Annotated in this window: 19 protein-coding genes and 1 pseudogene; 12 read left to right on the forward strand and 8 right to left on the reverse strand. The window is 56.3% G+C overall.

Going from position 1 to position 18,271, the window contains the following annotated elements:
• Positions 1-89 precede the first annotated feature (89 nt).
• Together BLT38_RS13985 and arsB are read right to left on the reverse strand one after the other, a co-directional pair.
• On the reverse strand, positions 90-1,808 hold the full coding sequence (locus tag BLT38_RS13985; protein ID WP_156785138.1) for a hypothetical protein: 1,719 nt from the start codon (positions 1,806-1,808) through the stop codon (positions 90-92).
• A gap of 293 nt (positions 1,809-2,101) precedes the next feature.
• Positions 2,102-2,959: pseudogene (gene arsB / locus BLT38_RS13990) on the reverse strand (ACR3 family arsenite efflux transporter); the annotation flags it as partial.
• Positions 2,960-3,114: 155 nt separating this feature from the next.
• On the opposite strand from arsB, the gene BLT38_RS13995 reads away from it, so the two are divergent.
• Together BLT38_RS13995 and BLT38_RS14000 are read left to right on the forward strand one after the other, a co-directional pair.
• Positions 3,115-3,423 carry an antibiotic biosynthesis monooxygenase family protein gene (locus tag BLT38_RS13995; protein ID WP_083345736.1) on the forward strand — a complete coding sequence of 103 codons (309 nt, stop codon included), beginning with the start codon at positions 3,115-3,117 and terminating at the stop codon, positions 3,421-3,423.
• Positions 3,424-3,605: 182 nt separating this feature from the next.
• Positions 3,606-4,094, forward strand: a complete 489-nt coding sequence (locus tag BLT38_RS14000; protein WP_083345737.1) for a hypothetical protein — start codon at positions 3,606-3,608, stop codon at positions 4,092-4,094.
• 3 nt (positions 4,095-4,097) lie between these two features.
• On the opposite strand, the gene BLT38_RS14005 is transcribed toward BLT38_RS14000, so the two are convergent.
• Positions 4,098-5,135 (reverse strand): hypothetical protein, encoded by a 1,038-nt coding sequence (locus tag BLT38_RS14005; RefSeq protein WP_083345738.1) that lies wholly within the window; start codon positions 5,133-5,135, stop codon positions 4,098-4,100.
• Between BLT38_RS14005 and BLT38_RS14010 the strand changes: the two genes are divergently transcribed.
• The 7 genes from BLT38_RS14010 to BLT38_RS14040 all read left to right on the forward strand — a co-directional run bounded on the left by BLT38_RS14010 (position 5,134) and on the right by BLT38_RS14040 (position 11,787).
• Positions 5,134-5,823: a response regulator gene (locus tag BLT38_RS14010; RefSeq protein WP_083345739.1), complete on the forward strand. Its 690-nt coding sequence runs from the start codon at positions 5,134-5,136 to the stop codon at positions 5,821-5,823. The two genes, BLT38_RS14005 and BLT38_RS14010, sit on opposite strands and share 2 nt — an antisense overlap.
• A 63-nt stretch (positions 5,824-5,886) precedes the next feature.
• Complete coding sequence (locus tag BLT38_RS14015; RefSeq protein WP_083347099.1) at positions 5,887-6,585, forward strand: response regulator; 699 nt, start codon at positions 5,887-5,889, stop codon at positions 6,583-6,585.
• Positions 6,586-6,617: 32 nt separating this feature from the next.
• Positions 6,618-7,904: a signal recognition particle-docking protein FtsY gene (ftsY, locus tag BLT38_RS14020; protein WP_083345740.1), complete on the forward strand. Its 1,287-nt coding sequence runs from the start codon at positions 6,618-6,620 to the stop codon at positions 7,902-7,904.
• A gap of 3 nt (positions 7,905-7,907) precedes the next feature.
• Positions 7,908-8,315, forward strand: a complete 408-nt coding sequence (locus BLT38_RS14025) for a hypothetical protein (RefSeq protein ID WP_083345741.1) — start codon at positions 7,908-7,910, stop codon at positions 8,313-8,315.
• A 36-nt stretch (positions 8,316-8,351) separates the two neighbouring features.
• Positions 8,352-9,572 carry a bifunctional diaminohydroxyphosphoribosylaminopyrimidine deaminase/5-amino-6-(5-phosphoribosylamino)uracil reductase RibD gene (gene ribD, locus BLT38_RS14030; protein WP_083345742.1) on the forward strand — a complete coding sequence of 407 codons (1,221 nt, stop codon included), beginning with the start codon at positions 8,352-8,354 and terminating at the stop codon, positions 9,570-9,572.
• A 9-nt stretch (positions 9,573-9,581) separates the two neighbouring features.
• Positions 9,582-10,247 (forward strand): riboflavin synthase, encoded by a 666-nt coding sequence (locus BLT38_RS14035; protein ID WP_083345743.1) that lies wholly within the window; start codon positions 9,582-9,584, stop codon positions 10,245-10,247.
• Positions 10,248-10,296: 49 nt separating this feature from the next.
• Complete coding sequence (locus tag BLT38_RS14040; protein WP_083345744.1) at positions 10,297-11,787, forward strand: alginate export family protein; 1,491 nt, start codon at positions 10,297-10,299, stop codon at positions 11,785-11,787.
• A 13-nt stretch (positions 11,788-11,800) separates the two neighbouring features.
• On the opposite strand, the gene BLT38_RS14045 is transcribed toward BLT38_RS14040, so the two are convergent.
• The 5 genes from BLT38_RS14045 to BLT38_RS14065 are packed head-to-tail and all read right to left on the reverse strand — an operon-like array spanning position 11,801 to position 15,156.
• Positions 11,801-13,174 carry a phosphatase PAP2 family protein gene (locus BLT38_RS14045; RefSeq protein WP_083345745.1) on the reverse strand — a complete coding sequence of 458 codons (1,374 nt, stop codon included), beginning with the start codon at positions 13,172-13,174 and terminating at the stop codon, positions 11,801-11,803.
• A gap of 38 nt (positions 13,175-13,212) precedes the next feature.
• A complete protein-coding gene (locus BLT38_RS14050) occupies positions 13,213-13,851 on the reverse strand; it encodes a thymidine kinase (protein ID WP_083345746.1) in 639 nt (212 codons plus the stop codon).
• Between the two features lie 51 nt (positions 13,852-13,902).
• Entirely contained in the window at positions 13,903-14,385 is a 483-nt protein-coding gene (locus BLT38_RS14055; RefSeq protein WP_083345747.1) for a cupin domain-containing protein, read from the reverse strand.
• A 27-nt stretch (positions 14,386-14,412) separates the two neighbouring features.
• Entirely contained in the window at positions 14,413-14,808 is a 396-nt protein-coding gene (locus BLT38_RS14060; RefSeq protein ID WP_083345748.1) for a VOC family protein, read from the reverse strand.
• Positions 14,809-14,817: 9 nt separating this feature from the next.
• A complete protein-coding gene (locus tag BLT38_RS14065) occupies positions 14,818-15,156 on the reverse strand; it encodes a YbjQ family protein (RefSeq protein ID WP_083345749.1) in 339 nt (112 codons plus the stop codon).
• A gap of 66 nt (positions 15,157-15,222) precedes the next feature.
• Here BLT38_RS14065 and BLT38_RS14070 point away from each other — a divergent pair, with 66 nt between their 5' ends.
• From BLT38_RS14070 to BLT38_RS14080, 3 genes are read left to right on the forward strand one after another with little or no spacing between them, the layout of a single operon-like run.
• Entirely contained in the window at positions 15,223-15,558 is a 336-nt protein-coding gene (locus BLT38_RS14070; protein WP_156785140.1) for a hypothetical protein, read from the forward strand.
• A 55-nt stretch (positions 15,559-15,613) separates the two neighbouring features.
• The gene (locus BLT38_RS14075; RefSeq protein WP_083345751.1) at positions 15,614-17,764 is read left to right on the forward strand and encodes a PQQ-binding-like beta-propeller repeat protein; all 2,151 of its coding nucleotides are present in this window, start codon (positions 15,614-15,616) and stop codon (positions 17,762-17,764) included.
• A gap of 52 nt (positions 17,765-17,816) precedes the next feature.
• Positions 17,817-18,266 (forward strand): hypothetical protein, encoded by a 450-nt coding sequence (locus BLT38_RS14080; protein WP_083347100.1) that lies wholly within the window; start codon positions 17,817-17,819, stop codon positions 18,264-18,266.
• The last annotated feature ends 5 nt before the right edge of the window (positions 18,267-18,271 follow it).

An 18,271-nucleotide genomic window follows, 5' to 3' on the forward strand; every position in this document is an offset into this window, starting at 1 on the left:
TGCGCCATCAAAGCGCAGGACAGTTTGCCGTTTCTGATCTCAACTTCCCACAAGCCCGACTTATCGTCAAAACCGATACAACAGCGACCTCATTCAGGTAACTGCTTTCCACTAACCTGAGGACCACGATCAATATGTTCTGCGTTGAGCGTTTGCATTTGCTTGATGAGCCTACTGATCACCACGATCGATTTCGAAGCTGCCTGCACCTGCCGCTCCAGCCCTTCCAATCGTTCCTGAATTTCGCCACCACGTTCGATCGGTATCCACGGGGGAATAGACAAATTTCCATTCCTAAAGTTACTGAGCCTGCACCTGAGCTCATTCTCAATTGCCTTGATGCCAGTCGGCTGCGAAACGGTCTGGAATTTATACGTGCCTGCAGCACTCAATCCCTGAGGATTGGTTACTGTGACCTTGATTGTCACGCTGGTCCCCACAGGCGGAAGTGCTGCAATCGTCAGGGTCTCTGTGTTTGTGGCGGCGGGTGTAGCTCCGGTTACTGACCAAGCAAACTTCAACCCGCGCTGGTCAGGAAATACATTCAGATTTGTAATAACAAATGTCTGCCCTGTGTTGGCGATCAGCATGGGAGAGCACAAGCTCCCGGATGGGTCCACTTCGATGTCGAGCGGTCCGAATGTAGTTGCGCCAAGCTCCAGAACGGTAACGTCACGAGTCAGAGTTCTACCTGCATAACTGACCGTCAACGTCACCTTCTTTGTCATGAAGTTAGCCGCCTGCGGCAAAACCACCAGAGGCGCAGATCCGCTAGTCATTCCCGTGCCAATCGTCAGCACAAATCCCGGAATAATCGTCGCGTCACTGCTCGTGATAACGAGCGGGAGCGGAAAGATCGCCGGATGATCCACCGCAATAACAACTGGCACCGGTGAAGTCGCAAGCCACGTCGCCACAGAGGGAGCAGAAAAAAACGCCAGATCCGGCACCGGAAAAACAGTATCCAAAGGCGGGAAATAGGGTGAGGAATCGCCGCTCGTGCCGGGCGTCGTGGGGTAATGACCATTCACCAGCGCGCTGAACTTTGGCCATGCATTTGTCCAACTATCGTGTGAAAGATTCTCGTAAACATTGGAAAGATGGCCAGCGCCTGCGTTGACAATGTCCTCGATCGAATAACCGAGCTGGTCGTGCAGATACATCAGAAACAACGTGGCACCGGCCACACCGGGATGCATCGGATTGACATCTTCGTCGTTTTCTTCAAGAAAGTTATTTCTGGCGCTGTTCAGCCAGAAATTGGTGCAGGTTAATACCCCCATAGTCAAAGAGGGCAGGGCTGAGATGCCGGGATATTCCCTGAGCATGAATTGTTCGCCGAGAAATCGCGACAAGGCATCGCCCTTGTTGCCTGCATTCGTCAGGGCGAACCAGGGAGTCGTTGATCCGTACGTTCCGAACGCACGCATATACATCTCACTTACCGATGAGATCAGCAGATATCTTGCGAACATGATGGGAGTGCCCGACATCATGGCGAGTTCGCCAAATGTGATCGTCAACTGCAAGGGAACCAAAAATCCCCCCATCCAGTCGCTGCCAATATCACCGATCGGGTTCCCCATCGCGTCCAGAGCCACGGCATTAATCGAGACATGAATGGGCGGAGACATATCAAGCTGGCGACCTGAGAACCACGCTGCCAACAAGGATAGGTCCGCATCGCTTGTCTTCATCATCTCCGTGGCGAGATCCACACCCCGAGCTGAACTTAGCGAATCGTCATATTCAAAAATAAAGTATTGGGTCTGGCCACTATTAGGCAGTCCAGCGGTGGTGTAAGGCATGGGACACCTCTCGCAACGTAGCGATCGAATCCTATTGCACGTTTTATTCAAAGAGCAACGAAATATTTAGATGTTTAGTTTGGATAACTACATTCCGAAAGGACTAGGGACAACGGATTCGAATGCGACAAGGATGGACTAATTAAGCAAACCATAACAAACCACGCGAAACCCCGAAATCCCATGACTTTTACCGACGAAGTAAACAAGGGCCCCGCTAACTCAATAACCGCTGTAAAACTAACTGGACCTCGCCATCCAAGCGCAGGGCAGCTCTTTATGCAGGTAAACACTTACAAGCCGACTTCCGCCTTATGAACCGGAGTAGAGTACAGCCGCCCCCTCAGCCAGAAGGCCACCTTCACCAACCCAATCAGCGTGGGCACCTCGATGAGCGGCCCAACCACCCCGACAAATGCCTCGCCTGAGTTCAAACCAAAGACAGCCACAGCAACGGCAATAGCCAACTCAAAGTTGTTGCCTGCCGCAGTGAACGACAACGTGGCAGATTGCGCGTAGTCCGCTCCAAGCTGCTTGCCCATTAAGAAGCTGACGAGGAACATGATGAGGAAGTAGATCACCAGCGGAACGGCAATTCTCACCACATCCAGCGGAAGCCGCACAATCAAATCGCCCTTAAGCGAAAACATCACAAGAATGGTGAACAGCAGCGCCACAAGCGTAAGCGGACTGATGCGCGGCACAAAGCGAGTCCGATACCACTCCTCACCTTTCGCTCGAATCAGCACAAAACGTGTCAGAAACCCCGCAACAAACGGCACGCCAAGATACAGTCCAACACTCTTCGCAATATCGACAATGCCAATCGAAACAACGCTTCCAGTCAGCCCAAACCACTTCGGCAAAACCGTCAGGAACATCCACGCATACACGCTATAAAACAGCACCTGAAAGACGCTGTTAATGGCCACAAGCCCAGCGACATAGTCTGTGTCACCCTCTGCCAGTTCATTCCACACAAGCACCATCGCAATACAGCGAGCAATGCCAATCAGAATCAAGCCACGCATGTAGGCCGGCTCGCCACGCAGGAAAACAATGGCAAGCAGGAACATCAGCACCGGCCCAATCAGCCAGTTCTGCACCAGCGAAAGACCAAGAACGCGCTTGTTACGAAACACCTCGCCAAGCTTTTCGTTGCAAGCAGAGTCCAGTTCCACCTGAGTTCCGGGGAACGTCGGAGTAACGACACGAGTTCCTGTCAAGCCCCCATACCACCCAACCCCAACAAAGCAAAACAAATAGAGTTGACAGGTTATTTCTCCAAAATCACTAAAATAGAACTATGCACATCATCCTCTGGGAATTCGTCGTACCTGCGAACGCTCAAGAGAATTTCAAGCAGGCATACGGCCCAGAGGGAGATTGGGCGCGCCTCTTCCGCCGCGCGGAGGGCTACCTTGGAACGGAACTACTTCACTCACAAGACAAACCCGACATCTTCCTGACCGTCGACCGATGGCAAACCGCCACCCACTTCGAGCGTTTTCAAGACGACTTCGCTCACCAGTACCGCGAACTCGATCAAAAACTCGAAGGAATCAGCACCTCCGAAAGGAAAATCGGGGTGTTTTCAACCATCGATCCCATCTAACTCGTTTAGAAAGACGATTTTGCCCCTAACCCCAATGGGTAGACGATTTTACAGCCACTCCCGCCGTAACCCCAATAGAAAGACGATTTTAGAAAAATAGGGGGGAGGGGGGTACCCCACCCCGGCGTGTCGTAGGAAGACACTTCTGAAACGTCTCAGAGAACTGCTAGGATGTTCGCGCCATGCGATTCGCTTCCACCGCGCTGCTGATCCTCCTTGCCGCTCCTCTTCTCCACGCGCAGGGTCGCGGCGGTGACGACGACCACAAACCCGTCAACGACACCGCGACGATCCACTACACCTGCGCGGTCGACGGCGTGCAGATCGTCTCGGACAGTGATTCCGGCCAGCACTACACGGACACATCGCCCAAGGTGAAGTACATCCTGCCCATTGAAGGCGCACGCGCACGCGGCGAATGGAACGAGGTGGAGCGCCTCGCGCAGATGTCCATGGTCGCCGCGCCCAAGTGCTATCGACCCTACTTCAGCCACGCGCAATACCTCATGCACCAGTGCAAGCTGCCGGAGGCAAAGGTAGCCCTGGAAGACTTCCTCCAGAAGGCCGAACACGCGCCAGGATATGAGCAGTACGTGACCGTAGCGAAGAGCGCCATGGAGACGATCGACAGCGGCCGCGACCCAACTGGCTGCACTGCTCCGCCGAAGTAGGCCTTACTTCCGCCGCAGCTCTACGATGGCAAACGCCATCACTGCCAACGACCCAAGCAGGATCACCAGCATCACCGCAGTGCGCACTCCAGCGCTCACCCGCAACACGGGTGCAGACGCCTGCTGCTCGCGGTAAGCGGGATTGGGCGACATCGGTCCCATTGCAGCCAGCAACGGCTGCGCGCTGGGCTGGAAGCGGAGCGCATAGTCGTAGCGCGGTGGAAGCGCTGTCGCATCACCCAGCAGCATATGCACCGCTGACATGGACCGCGGCTGGTAGCAGATCTCCCGCCGACGCATCTCCAGCACAATGGCCTGCGGTGCACCGCCATGATCCACCACACGCACCAGTATGTCCGCAGGCTCCTGCAGGTTGGCCCCAATGGTGAACGGCACAACCGGCTTCTCCGCCGTCAGCACGGCACGCAACTCCTCCGCCTGCCTCAGGTTCATCCGGGCCGACGCGCGTAGGTCCACCGTCGCCTCTGCCTTGGGCGCTGGGACAATCCGCACCCGCTCTACCGGCACATGCGCGGAGAGCAGCGTCTCGTTGTAGTACGTGTCGGGCACATCGCCCATCAGCGTTCCGGCCACAGCGGCCGCAGGCTGCGGCAATAGCCGGATGGTCTGCACTGGCTCATACAGGGCGCGGTCATCCGCAGGTGGCGCAGCAGCATCGCCCACGCGGGTGTCGAAGCTCACGTCCATGGCGTAGGGCAGTTCCTGCCCATCCTGCACCAGCCGCACATCCCGCAACCCCGGCGCGGCATGGGCATACAGGTCGGCATCCACCACCACGCACTGCTCCGCCATGGGAGTAGCCGCAGGAGGCAACAGCACCCGCTGCCACCGCGAGGCGGCCCCATCCACCGGGCTTGACACCGACACACCGTGAACAGCCTCGTCCTGCGCCGTCACCCCCACCGCCCCCGTCACAGCAACGAAAGCAAAAGCAATGAAAGCAAAGGAACCGACAATGGCAACGGGCAACTTCATCACACTCAATTCAGCCGATTGTAGAACCCTGTAGAGTGCTTGCATGGAACGCCTTCTCCTGATTGACGATGACGAGACCACACGGGAAGTGCTGACGCTGCTACTCACCGCCGAAGGATGGGTTGTAACCGAAGCCTCCAGCGGCGAGGAAGCCCTCGCAAAGGCTCCGTCAATCGCACCCGAAGTCATCCTGAGCGACCTCCAGATGCCCGGTCTCAGCGGAGAGGAGCTGGCCTCCCATCTACGCTCCGCCTGCCCCAATAAGCCCGTCCTGCTGGCAATGACCGCCACGCCAAAGGGTCACATCTCGGGCTACGACGGCCTCCTGACCAAGCCCTTCGCCCCCTCCGAAGTCCGCCGCATCTCCAGGCCCCCAACGACCCAGGAACAGGACCAGACCATCGACCCGGCCACCTTCCAGCGCATACGGAGGGCCATGGCCACACCCCAACTCCGTGCCCTCTACGACTTCGCCCTCACCGACGCCGAGCAGCGGGTACACCGCATGGAGGCCGCCGCCACCGCCGACGACCCCACCACCCTCTGCAACGAAGCCCACGCCATGAAGGGCTCCTGCGGCATGATCGGTGCCACCCGGCTGCGCACATTGGCATCCACGCTAGAAGACGCCGGATTGGCGAGTTCGATGCCACCCCCCGTCTTTCCGGAATTTATTCGGGAAATCAATCACGTACGCCGTATGCTGGAGGAGCTTCTTTTGCGCGACCTTTAGCGCCATTAGAGAAAGCACGGCGATAACCGTTGGAGATAGGCTTTGCAGAAGAACGCATCCGGCGTGAATGGTAGTTCGCAGACGAGTTCTCGTTCCGGCAATTCCAGCATCCGGCTGGTAGTTGCGGACGATCATCCCGTAGTCCGGTTCGGCGTGAAGAACATGCTGACGATGGACCCAGGGTTCGAAGTAGTCGCCGAAGCTGAAGACGGCGAAGACGCCATTACCCAGACACTTGAACACGAACCAGACATCCTGCTGCTGGATCTGCAGATGCCCAAGCTACCGGGCCTGGAAGCCATGCGGGCGATCATGTCGAAGTCGCCGCGAGTGAAGATCATTCTGCTTACCAGCACAATCTCCACACAACAGGTGATTGAAGCACTGCAGATTGGCGCACGCGGCATTGTCCTGAAGGATTCCGTGGCGGGCGATCTGAGCGAAGCCATCCGTGCAGTCGCCAGCGGTGACTACTGGATTGGCGGCGAACGCGTCGTAAATCTGTTGCAGGCGCTGCACGGCCTGATGGTGCAGGCATCCGCCGTACCAGAGAAGAAGACCTTTGGCTTGACGCCACGTGAACTGGAAGTGGTGCAGTGCATCGTGGAAGGTTGCTCCAATAAGGACATTGCGAAGCAATTCACTATCAGTGAAGAGACTGTGAAGCGCCACCTCTCGAACACGTTCGATAAGACTGGCGTATCCACACGCCTAGAACTGGCGCTATTCGCCATCTCGCACAAGCTGGTGGAACCGGTTTAGCTCCGCCGTTCAACAGTCGTAGACTGGTAGGGATGCCGATTTCGCTTTTCAACTCGGACGATAAGCCGAGAAAGCCAAGTTTCTTTGAACGCGTTCGCTCCGCGGTAACCGGCGAGAGCACTGAATCTGCCACGCCTGCTCAGGAAGTCCCTCCCGTTCTGGAGGAAACGGCAGCTCCGCAGAATGCGTTTGAGCTGCCCGCAAGCGAGTTCGCAGAGACTCTACCAGCCGAAGCGTTGGTGGATCCCGTTCCCGTGATTCCCAACGAAGCCGTTGAATACACATCGGCACCGAAGGCGACGACGCCTGTTCCCGCTCGCGTGGCAGATACTCAGCGCAACGAGTTTGGTCTGAAGCCCATGACGTCCACGTTTTCGTTCGGCGGCTATGCCAGCGAAGCCGAGGAAGACGCCAGCTTCATGGGCAAGATGCGCGATGCGGTGGAACGCACGCGTTCACAGTTGGGAGCAGGGCTGGACAACGTTCTAGCACTGGGACGCACCGTTGATGAAGAAACGCTGGATGAGCTGGAAGCCGTTCTGCTGACTGCGGACATTGGCAGCAGCACTACCAGCGAGATCATGCGCAATCTGCGTCAGCGAGCGCTACGTGAGAAGGCAACTACGGACGAGTTGAAGCAGATGCTGAAGGAAGAACTTCGCGCCATCCTCGACTCCGTGGAACAGCCAACGAATCATCCAACACAAGCTCCCGAAGTGATCATGATGGTGGGCGTAAACGGCACGGGCAAGACCACTACCAGCGGCAAGCTGGCTGCGCTGTATGGCACACATGGACGCAAGGCGCTCCTATGCGCTGCAGATACTTTCCGTGCTGCGGCGATTGAGCAACTTGAAGTGTGGGCTCAGCGTTCCGGCGTGGACATCATCAAGACAAAGCAGGGCGGTGATCCCTCTGCCGCACTCTACGATTCGCTAACTGCAGGCAAGGCACGCGGGGCAGACATCGTGATCGTCGATACAGCAGGACGTCTACACAACAAGGCCGGCCTGATGGCTGAGCTGGACAAGATGCGGCGCACTGCACAAAAGCTCGTCCCAGGCGCACCACATCAGGTCTTTCTTGTGCTCGATGCAACAACCGGACAGAACGGTATGCAGCAGGCGCGCCTCTTCACGGAGAGCGCTGGTGTCACTGGCATCGTTCTCACCAAGTTGGATGGCACAGCAAAGGGCGGCATCGTTATCGCTATTGCTCGTGAACTCAAACTGCCTGTGGTCTTTGCTGGCGTGGGCGAAAAGATGGAAGACATTCTTCCTTTCAACAGCGACGCATTCCTTGATTCTCTGCTGGGTTAACGTATGAACGCCTTTACCATTAGCCTTCAGGTGCATCACGTATCGCGCGATCTGCACTTCCTGACAGAATCACTCGCCACACAACCGGTCTTCTGCATGACAGCAGGCCCACAAGTCGGCGGTTCCGTCCGCAAGACGAGCGTATGGCATGCTCCGTTATTCCAGGGCGCAAACCAGCAGCACTTCGATCTAGCACTGGAGGGTCTTCTTCACTTTGTTAAGGAGCACGAAGCAACACTGGCGGAATTTGCGGGTGAAGACGGATTGCTGGAGATGATTTTCACGTTCAAGGTGGACGCGTCCTCTGCGAAAGCCGGAGACCTGGCTCATTCGGTAAATTTGCTTCCATTTCTGCTATACGAGCTATCCTCGCGGCAGATTGGCGTGAAGGTGCAGACAGCCTACGCATAAGCGTCGTTCGGCCGTGCGATAGCATCACATGCACGGATGCCTTTTTCTGCTACAGATAAAGCCCACATGGAGCGCGCGCTGGAATTGGCGCGTGCAACGCTGGGACTCGCCTCACCGAATCCACAGGTGGGCTGTGTTATTGCACATGGCAATGAGATCGTGGGCGAAGGCGCACACCGTTACGACCTGCGTGATCATGCAGAAATTGTTGCCATGAAGCAGGCCGGTGAGCGTGTGCGTGGTGCAACGGCATATGTGACATTGGAGCCATGCTCGCACCATGGACGCACAGGGCCGTGCTCAAACGCACTGCTGGATGCAGGCATTGCGCGTGTGGTGGCAGCAACGCTTGACCCGAATCCGCTGGTTGCGGGCAAAGGCATGGCCATCCTGGAAAACGGCGGTGTCATTGCTGAACACGGCCTGATGGAGCGGGAAGCACGCCGCATGAATGATGCATTTGCACGGCACATCCTAACTGGCATGCCTCTGGTCACGCTGAAGTCTGCTTTGAGTGTGGATGGCATGTTAGCCCCGTTGCCCGTGCAACGCACCGCGAATGCTCCGTTCTGGTTGACCGGCACGGCCGCACGCGAAGAGGTACACCGCTTCCGTCACGCGAGCGACGCGATTCTTACCGGAATTGGCACCGTGCTGGCAGATGATCCTATGATGACGGACCGCAGCAATCTGCAACGCCGTCGGCGCTTGTTGCGCGTGGTACTGGACACACATTGCCGCTTGCCGCTGTCGTCGCGCCTTGCAGAAAGTGTGAACGACGACCTGATTGTCTTCTGCGCGAAGAGTGCGCCAAACGATCGTCAACGAGCATTGCGACAACGCGGAGTCACCGTGGAAACCATTCCCACGTTGACACCAGCTCAGCGCGGCACACAAGGACGTAGGTTGGAGTTAGATTTACGCGCTGTGCTGAAGCGACTGGGTGATCTGGACATTCTCAGTGTGCTGCTGGAGAGCGGCTCTGGACTGAACGGCGCATTTCTCAATGCAGGACTAGTCGATAAAGCGGTGCTCTTCTTCTCTGAAACGGAACTAGGCAGCAATGCGATTCCGTTTGCTTCACATGGTCCAACAGCATTCGGCCTGATTGAACAACTTTCCGATATCGACCGTTGTGATTTTGTAAGCGACCTGAGTAACGGCGCAAGACAGGTGGACGCATGTGTACGTGGCACACTCCACGATCCGTGGGCGGAGACATTTACGCTGACACCCACTCCCGCAGCTAGTCGCTAAAATAGAGCTATGTTTACTGGGCTGATCGCAGAGACGGGCACCGTAGTTTCGCTGGAGAAAAAAGTTGGCGTCACACGCATTCATGTTGCCGCCCCCACGCTGGCGAAGCAGCTTGGCACGGGCGATTCGATCGCAGTATCCGGTGTATGCCTTACTGCGCTGAATATCACGCCTGAGAGCTTCGAGGCGGACCTGCTGGAAGAGACCATCCGGCGCACGTCGCTGACACATCTTTCTCCCGGAACTCGCGTCAACCTGGAGCTGCCTACACCTGCCGGAACTCCGCTGGGTGGCCATGTCGTTCAGGGACATGTGGATGGCGTCGGTTATCTGTTATCGCTAACGGCCGTGACGTCCGACGCGGACTACACCGATTGGACACTGAAGATCGCCGCACCTGCTGCGCTATCGCCCTACATCGTTGAAAAGGGATCGATTGCCATTAACGGCATCTCGCTCACTGTGGCAAAGGTAGAGCCCGCAGCAGATGGCGCAAAGGAAGTGACAGTCGCTCTCATTCCGCATACTTACGCGGTGACGAACATCCACACGCTGCAGCCGGGCGATCCTGTGAATCTGGAAGTGGATGTTCTGGCGAAATATGCCGAACAACGGGCGAAGAAAAACGAAACCGAGTCGATTACCGAACTGTCACTGATCGCGGCGGGATTCTAAGGTAGATTTCTGCATTCGGGAGGACAATTGCCCGCGTAACCAGTTCTTGATGACGCTACGACTCCCCGCTCTTGTCTCGTCCGCACTGTTTTTCTTTGCCGCTCCAGTCTCTGAAGCACAGATTCCTTCACCTGATATTTCTAAGCCCACGCCGCTGACAGTGAGCGTGTGGGATCGTCAGCGCGTGAATGTAACGCAGTGGTTTTCCGCCACACCCAATGCAGAACAATATGCCCACGTCGATAGCCTTTTGCGCATCGCATTGCAGCAGCGCATCAAGCGCATTGACTGGACAGCCGAACTTTCGCAAAACAGCGAACTATGGCTGCCAAACGATGCTGTTTCGCCCGTGCCTGCACAGGGACATCTTGGCCTTGGCGGTACCTATTATGCGCACAATGGCAACAATCGTTTCCCCGCTGTTGCTTCATTCAAGCAGGGATGGATACGCTATCACTTTGCGCATGATTCCAACACCATTCGCCTGGGCCGTTTCGAATTCACTGATGGAACAGAAATTAAACCTACCGATAAGTCGCTTCAGTGGTTGCAGGCGAACCGCATCGCACAGCGCCTGATCGGCTCCTTTGGTTTCTCCAACGGCCAGCGTTCGCTGGACGGTGTGGAGGTAAAGGTAAACAAGGGTTCATGGGATGTAACTGCGATGGGTGCGCGCGCCGTGCAGGGTGTGTTCAACATGAACGCGAACCCGGAACTGGATGTGGATGCGCAGTATCTCGCATGGTCGCGTACAGCGGCGAAACAACACGTATTGGTGCGTGCGTTTGCCATCGGCTATCACGACGGGCGCACGGGCGTTACGAAAGTAGACAATCGCTCACAGACCGCACGCACTGCAGACCATAACAACATTCGAATCGGTTCTTATGGAACCAGCATGATCGCGGCTGTTCCTGTCTCAAAAAACGTGAAGCTCGACGGTCTGTTCTGGGGTGTTTTGCAAAACGGACGTTGGGGTGTGCAGGATCATCGCGCAGGTGCGGTCGCACTTGAAGGCGGTGTGCAGTTTACGCAGGTGAAATCTTCGCCGTGGATTCGTGGTGGATTTCTACGCACCACGGGCGATGAGAATCCCAACGAAAACACACACAACACTTACTTCCAGGTGTTGCCCACACCACGCAACTATGCGCGATTCCCTTTCTTCAACATGATGAATTCGAAGGAAGCGTTTGTGCAGTTGATGGATAAGCCGACACCTAAGCTGGATATCCGTACCGATCTACACTTCCTCGGCCTGACCAGTCGCAGCGATCTTTGGTATTTGGGTGGCGGCCCGCTGGATAAAACGACCTTCGGTTACACGGGGCGTCTCGCGAACGGAAACAGTAGTCTGGCCACGTTGTATGACATCAGCGCGGATTATCAAGTAACACCACGCCTCTCACTTACTGCTTATTACGCGCACGTATGGGGCAAAGACGTGGTGCGTGCGATCTATCCCGTAAACACACATGCGCAGTTCGGCTTTATGGAAATGAACTATCGATTCAGCCTGCCGCTACAACGCACTCATTAGGGGCTGGAACTATCTACTTTGTTCCAGCACGAGACTTCGTCAACGAAGCGGCACGCACGGCAGCTTCGTAAAGATTGATTCGAGAATAGAGACCGAAGGCAGAGCCATCATCCAGGAAACCACCACCTGGGCCTTCGGTCTCTGTCAGAATCTGATCCGCTTCTGCCAGCGTCAGCGACGGATATGCTGCCGTAAGAAGATATCCTGCTTCCGGCGCGATCTTGCCCACATCTTCTACCTTTGTGGCAGTCTCCGGATAAACCACTGGTAAGCCGTATGTCTGCGTCACCGCATAAAAAGCGGAGACTGCAGATGCATCGCTGTAACGGCTGGTATCTTCCGTGGCGCATTCAGCCACAGTCTTTCCGCAAGCACTTTCCAGCACATGACCCAAGTCTGTGCGAGCCTGAGTAACTGCCGCACGAAAATCTGAAACCTTACTGCTCTTGAGATAGGCAGGATCGTTTGCAAGAAGATGCGCCATATCGTGAAGTGCGAGAGTACGCCCGCCGAGTACGTCCATTGCATAGTGCGCGCCAACAATGATGCGGCTGTTCCCATACTCCGCGCCGCGCGCAATCATCTGCGGATAACGATCCGGCACTAACAGTCCGAGCACCAGCGATGCCGTATAGCCATAGGTGGTGTGACCGCTGGGATACGACGGACTATTAATCAGGTCCATCACTGGTCCGCGCGTATAGACGGTGTTGTCCGTAACTAAATTGAAATAGTCGCGGCCTACGATACGGCGAAACTCCGGCTCCGTTTGAAACGGACGCGAATTGCCATACGTGTCAGCATTCGGACTGCCCGCAGGCAGATGATACGCACGACCAAACGGATCAGTTACGCCGTTCGCTGCATGCATCGCATCTGCTGCAGGGCCGGTCGCTGCGGTTTTGCCATCGGTGGTGCCATTCGCGAAGAAGAACTTCGCAATAGCGGAATGCGTTCCGCTGGTGCTAAGCGCAACGTTGAGCACCTGCGTGACACTCTCTGACGCCACGGTGAAATGTGATCGATCAATGTAATGTGCACGCGCCACATACGCAGATCCAAGCGCCGTTCCGAGAGCATCGGCAAGCTGCGCCGCATTCGCGGAAGTAATCGCCGCATCGCGCAAAGCAAGCTGGCGCTGCTCTTCCGCGGGCAACAATGTAGGTTGCGGAATGGCGCCGGTTTGAATACCACCGGTCACAGTAAGGTTCGCACTCAGCGCCGCCTGCCCGTTTGCTGTCTTGTAGAGCGTCGTTACTGGAGACAAGCCACGGAGCGCAGTGTCATTGGGAGACTGCGCAATCGCAGAGACGCAAGCAATAGAAAGCGATGCGATCGCTACAAAGCGAAATAGACCTGTGGCAATTCGATAAGGACGATTCAGCATGGCAAACGGCTCCCTGGCTTCCATGGTAGCCGTAGAACCTAAACCGCGGTGACGACAGGCAAATCCATCTGCTCCGCAGTCTCTTCCACATACGGCTGAAAGTGCGCTCTGCAGCGAGCTTCATACATGCCCACGGCGCCCACCACAACCAACTCCTGTGAATGACCAAGCCGTTGCGTGTGTATAGCGGGCTGTCCGCAGACCATGCAAACGGCATTCAGCTTCGTGACCTTATCGGCAAGCGCCATCAGGTTCGGCACGGGGCCAAAAGGCTCATTCGCAAAGGTAGTATCCAGCCCTGCAAGAATCACGCGCTTACCCAGATGGATCAACTCCATGGTGAGTGGCAAAATGCCTTCATCAAAGAACTGCACCTCATCCAGCCCAATCACCTCAATGCGATCGACCAATCCTGTCGCGAACAGCTCTTCACGAAGACGGTCCGAATTCGGTGTCACTACAGAAGCTTCGTGCGTCTGTTCGGAATGCGATGCAATGGCCGTGCGGTGATAACGCAGGTCGATGTCGGGCTTAAAGCAGCCCACACGCTGTTTTGCAATGCGCGCACGCTTCAGCCGCCGGATGAGTTCTTCACTCTTCCCGGAAAACATGGGTCCAACGATCACTTCCAGCACACCCGGCGTCGCCGGGCAAGGAGAACTGGTTTCAGCCTGCATTGGCCTATCGTACCGGCAAGCGGCTTGTGAAAAATTGGGTGAAAATCTCTACTACTTCGCCCTCACCTTCACCACGAAATAACGGAAAGTGCTGCCGGGTTTCAGAATCATCTGATGCGGCGTGCCAGGTTCAATGCGAATGGCGTCACCTGCATGAAACGGCTGGCGTTTGCCACCACTTACACTATCGCCGCGCTTCTCTCCCGGCGCGGTGTCTTTAGCATTCACCACCGTACCGCCGGTCACCACTTCCGCTTCACCCTCCAGGCCGATCAAGACATCTGCGAAGTCCTGATGCCATTCTCCCTGGCCGCTCTTCACGCGCACGGCAAGCTGTTCCGCACCATCCGGACGCGTCAGCAAAACCTTGAACGCGATGCCGTCTTTCGAAGCACGCGCCTGTTTCAACAGATCATCGCCCGTGCTGCGAAGCGTAGCGGCGGTAACCATGTCACTGGGCGGCACGGCGGTCTGCGCGACGAGCGGGGATGCAACAACGGCAAGCGCAAACGTAGCGCCGAAAAGATACTTCATTCCAGACTCCCTGTTTTCAACCTACGACTAAGCTTCATCTGCAAGCGGCTGCCAGAGTTCCACACGATTGCCCTCAGGATCAACAATCCATGCGAAACGTCCGTAGCTAGCGTCGTCGCGATGAGGATCAATCTCCACGCCCGCTGCCTTCAACTTGTCCAGCAGAGCATCCATATCGTCCACGCGATAGTTGATCATCACGGCCTGATGGCTACCTTTGCCAAAGTAATCCGTGTTTTCCTTGAAGGCGCTCCAAGCAGTCATGCCGGTGCCTTTAGGGACCTCATCGGTCCACATAAACGTGATGCCGTGATCCGTCAGCGGAAAACCGAGGTGTTTGTGATACCAGTCCGTGAGCGCCTTCGGATCGCGCGCACGTAAGAAAACTCCGCCAACGCCAGTCACTCTGCCCGTTGAAGCCATGTTTGTCTCCTAGGAAATTGGTTCTACAACGACCGCAGTTCCATACGCCAACACTTCTGTAACGCCCTGCATCACTTCATTCGCGTCATAGCGAAAAGCAACAACAGCATTCGCGCCCATGGCAACGGCATGTTCTTCCATGCGCAAAAGAGCGTCTTGTCGCGTGCGTTCGCAAAGATTGGTGAACAGGGTAATATCGCCGCCCACCAGCGTTTGCAAGCTTGCGCCGATGGTGCCAAACACCGAACGCGATCGAACGACGATGCCTCGTACCAGCCCAAGACTGCGAACGATGCGATAACCGGGAAGTTCAAGAGCGGTAGTGACAAAAGCGGGATGAAGTGCCACGCGGACTCCTCTCTGATTTGCACCGCAATTGTAGAGCAAGCGCGTGATAGCGTAGTGGGTACGCGTATGAAATCCCCTGCGACTCATCTTCGGAAGCATCACTTTGTCACGGCGCTCGCAATATCCGGCATCGTTCTGCTGGGTTGTGCCAGCAAGGTGCAGATTCAGGTGCCTGCGAACTTTCACGGCCACGTGCACATCGTCTGCACCGGCATGACAAAAGACGCTTCCTCGAAAATCGTGGTGGATGACAGCGGCGCAGCGCAGGTAAATGATTGCCCGCTACGCCAGACAGACGCGGTTGTGACACAACCTGGTGCCTCCACTCCGCTCAACACGGCCATCATGTGGACCACCACGGGCGACGGCCTGGTGCGCGAAATTAACTTCGACATTCGCTAACGCTCGAAAACGCAATGTTTCAGATGGGAGAGAGCAAGCTACAATTTTGCCCTCCATGAATCTGTTTCCCTCATTGCTGCGAACCGGTGCAATCGCCTCTCTGGCGTGCGTCTCTCTTTTGCCTCACACGGTAACCGTGCACGCCTCCGGTGCCTCGCAATCAACGGATTGGAACGTGTATGGCGGAAACAAGGCTGGCCAGCGTTACTCGCCCCTGACTCAGATCAACCGCGCCAACGTGAAGCAGCTTCGCGTGGCGTGGACGTTTGACACAGGCGAATCGCCCGCAGGATTGCAGACACATCCGTTGATTGCTCAAGGCAGGATGTTCGTCTACTCGCCGCAACAAATCGTTTTCGGGCTGGATGCAGCCACCGGCAAACAGCTGTGGAAGTTTGACTCTGGCATCCGTACCGGCCAGCCTGCGCGCGGATTCGCATACTGGAAGAGCCCCGACGGCACCCACGACATCCTCTTGGCGCAGACGCTCTATGCCATCTGGGCTCTTGATCCATCCACCGGCAAACCGATGTTGTCTTTCGGCAAGGATGGACACATCGATCTGCGCAATGACCTTGGCCCTGAATCGCCGCAAGGCACGGTCGCCATCACCACTCCGGGGATGATCTACAAAGACGTCCTCATCACCGGCTTCCGCACCGGCGAAACAGAACCGTCGCCACACGGAGATATTCGCGCCTACAACATCCACACCGGCGCACTGGTCTGGAGCTTTCATACCATTCCTCATCCCGGTGAGCCTGGTTACGAAACATGGCCGAAAGACGCCTGGAAATACACCGGCGGTGCAAACAACTGGACAGGCGGCGTGCTGGATGAAGCGCGTGGCATCTTCTATGCACCAACCGGCTCAGCGGTAAGTGACTTCTACGGTGCAGATCGCGTGGGCAACGATCTATACGCGAACTCGCTGCTGGCTCTTGATGCCGCGACGGGCAAACTGCTGTGGCACTTTCAAGCCGTTCATCACGACATGTGGGATCGTGATTTTCCCTCGCCGCCAGTGCTGCTAACGCTGCATCGCAATGGCAGATCTATCGACGCCGTGGCACAAGTAACAAAGCACGGGCAGGTCTTCGTGTTCGATCGTGTCACAGGCAAGCCGCTGTTTCCTATCGAAGAAAAGCCGTTTCCCGCGAGCACTGTTCCCGGCGAAGCCGCATCACCGACGCAGCCGATGTCCACTGCCATTGAACCCTTCGCTCGACAGCGTTTAACAGCAGATATGTTGACCACACGAACGCCGGAAGCGCATGCGTGGGCCACTGAGAAATTCCGCACGTTTGTCAGCGATGGCCAATTCATTCCCTTCCGCGTGGATCAGGAAACCGTTGTCTTTCCTGGCTTTGACGGAGGCGCAGAGTGGGGTGGCGAAGCAGCCGATCCCCGTACCGGAGTGCTGTATATCAACGCTAACGATGTGGCCTGGACCGGTGGCCTGACCGCAGTCAAGAGTGGTGAAAGCGCAGGAGCGACGCTCTACAACGCACAATGCGCTGTATGCCACGGCACGGATCGCAAAGGTCAGGCGGACGTCTTTCCGTCGTTGATTGAAGCGACGAAAAAACTCACCGCGCAACAAATGACCGACGTGATTCACAATGGTCGCGGACGCATGCCAGGATTCACCAACCTTACGGGCGATCCTCTGAACGCGCTCCTCTCCTACGTACGCAGCGGTGACCTCACGCCAACCGACCGTAGCGACAAACAGGAAGCCGCATCCGGCGACGGCAAAAATGCCGCACCGCCAGCGAAATATCGTTTCACGGGATATCACAAGTTCCTTGATCCCGATGGCTATCCTGCCATCCAACCACCCTGGGGAACGCTGAATGCCCTAGACCTAAACACCGGCAAGTACCTGTGGCATGTACCGCTGGGTGAATATCCGGAGCTAGCAGCGAAGGGCATGAAAAACACAGGCAGCGAGAACTACGGGGGCCCTGTGCTGACCGCCAGTGGCTTGCTGTTTATTGGCGCAACTAACTTCGACAACAAGTTGCGCTGCTTCGATACCAAGACCGGCAAAGTGCTGTGGGAGTACACCATGGACTACGCTGGCAACGCCACGCCTGCCACATACATGGTGAATGGCAAGCAGTATGTGGTCATCGCAAACAGCAGCGCGCGCAACAGCAAGGCGAAACATGGCACAAAGTACGTTGCGTTTGCGTTGCCATAAAACACCCACGATGATTTGCCGATGTTTCCGCTACGGTGTCATGCTGGTAGGCATGAAGCGTCTTCTCAGCGCGACCATTGCCCTCCTGCTTTCCGTATCCGCCGTGGCGCAGGATAACGGTTACTGGAAAGCGACAAGCAACACAGCGCACTCCGTAACCGGTGACATCATCATCTCCGGTGAACGACTTTCCATCTACTTCCAGCCATTCACCATCGCAGACCTGCGCGAACTGAACGCGGAAGAGATCGCTGCAGTGTTCAACTTTGACAGTGCCGATGGTGTGCATGGCAAGCTGTATCGCCTCAGCATTGCGGGCGACCGAAAGTTCCTGCACAAGAACACGCTGTGCGGCGCTGAAGAGACGCAGTACATGGCAACTGCGGTTCAAGGTAAGACCATGCAGGTGGCCTTCTTTTCCGGCAGCAAGATGCCGAGCATGAAGGCAGAGGATCTGAACAACGCCTCTACGCTGTGCGGCACCTATACCTACTCGAAGTAATAGAA

It is taken from the genome of Terriglobus roseus (assembly GCF_900102185.1).
Lineage (GTDB): Bacteria > Acidobacteriota > Terriglobia > Terriglobales > Acidobacteriaceae > Terriglobus > Terriglobus roseus_A.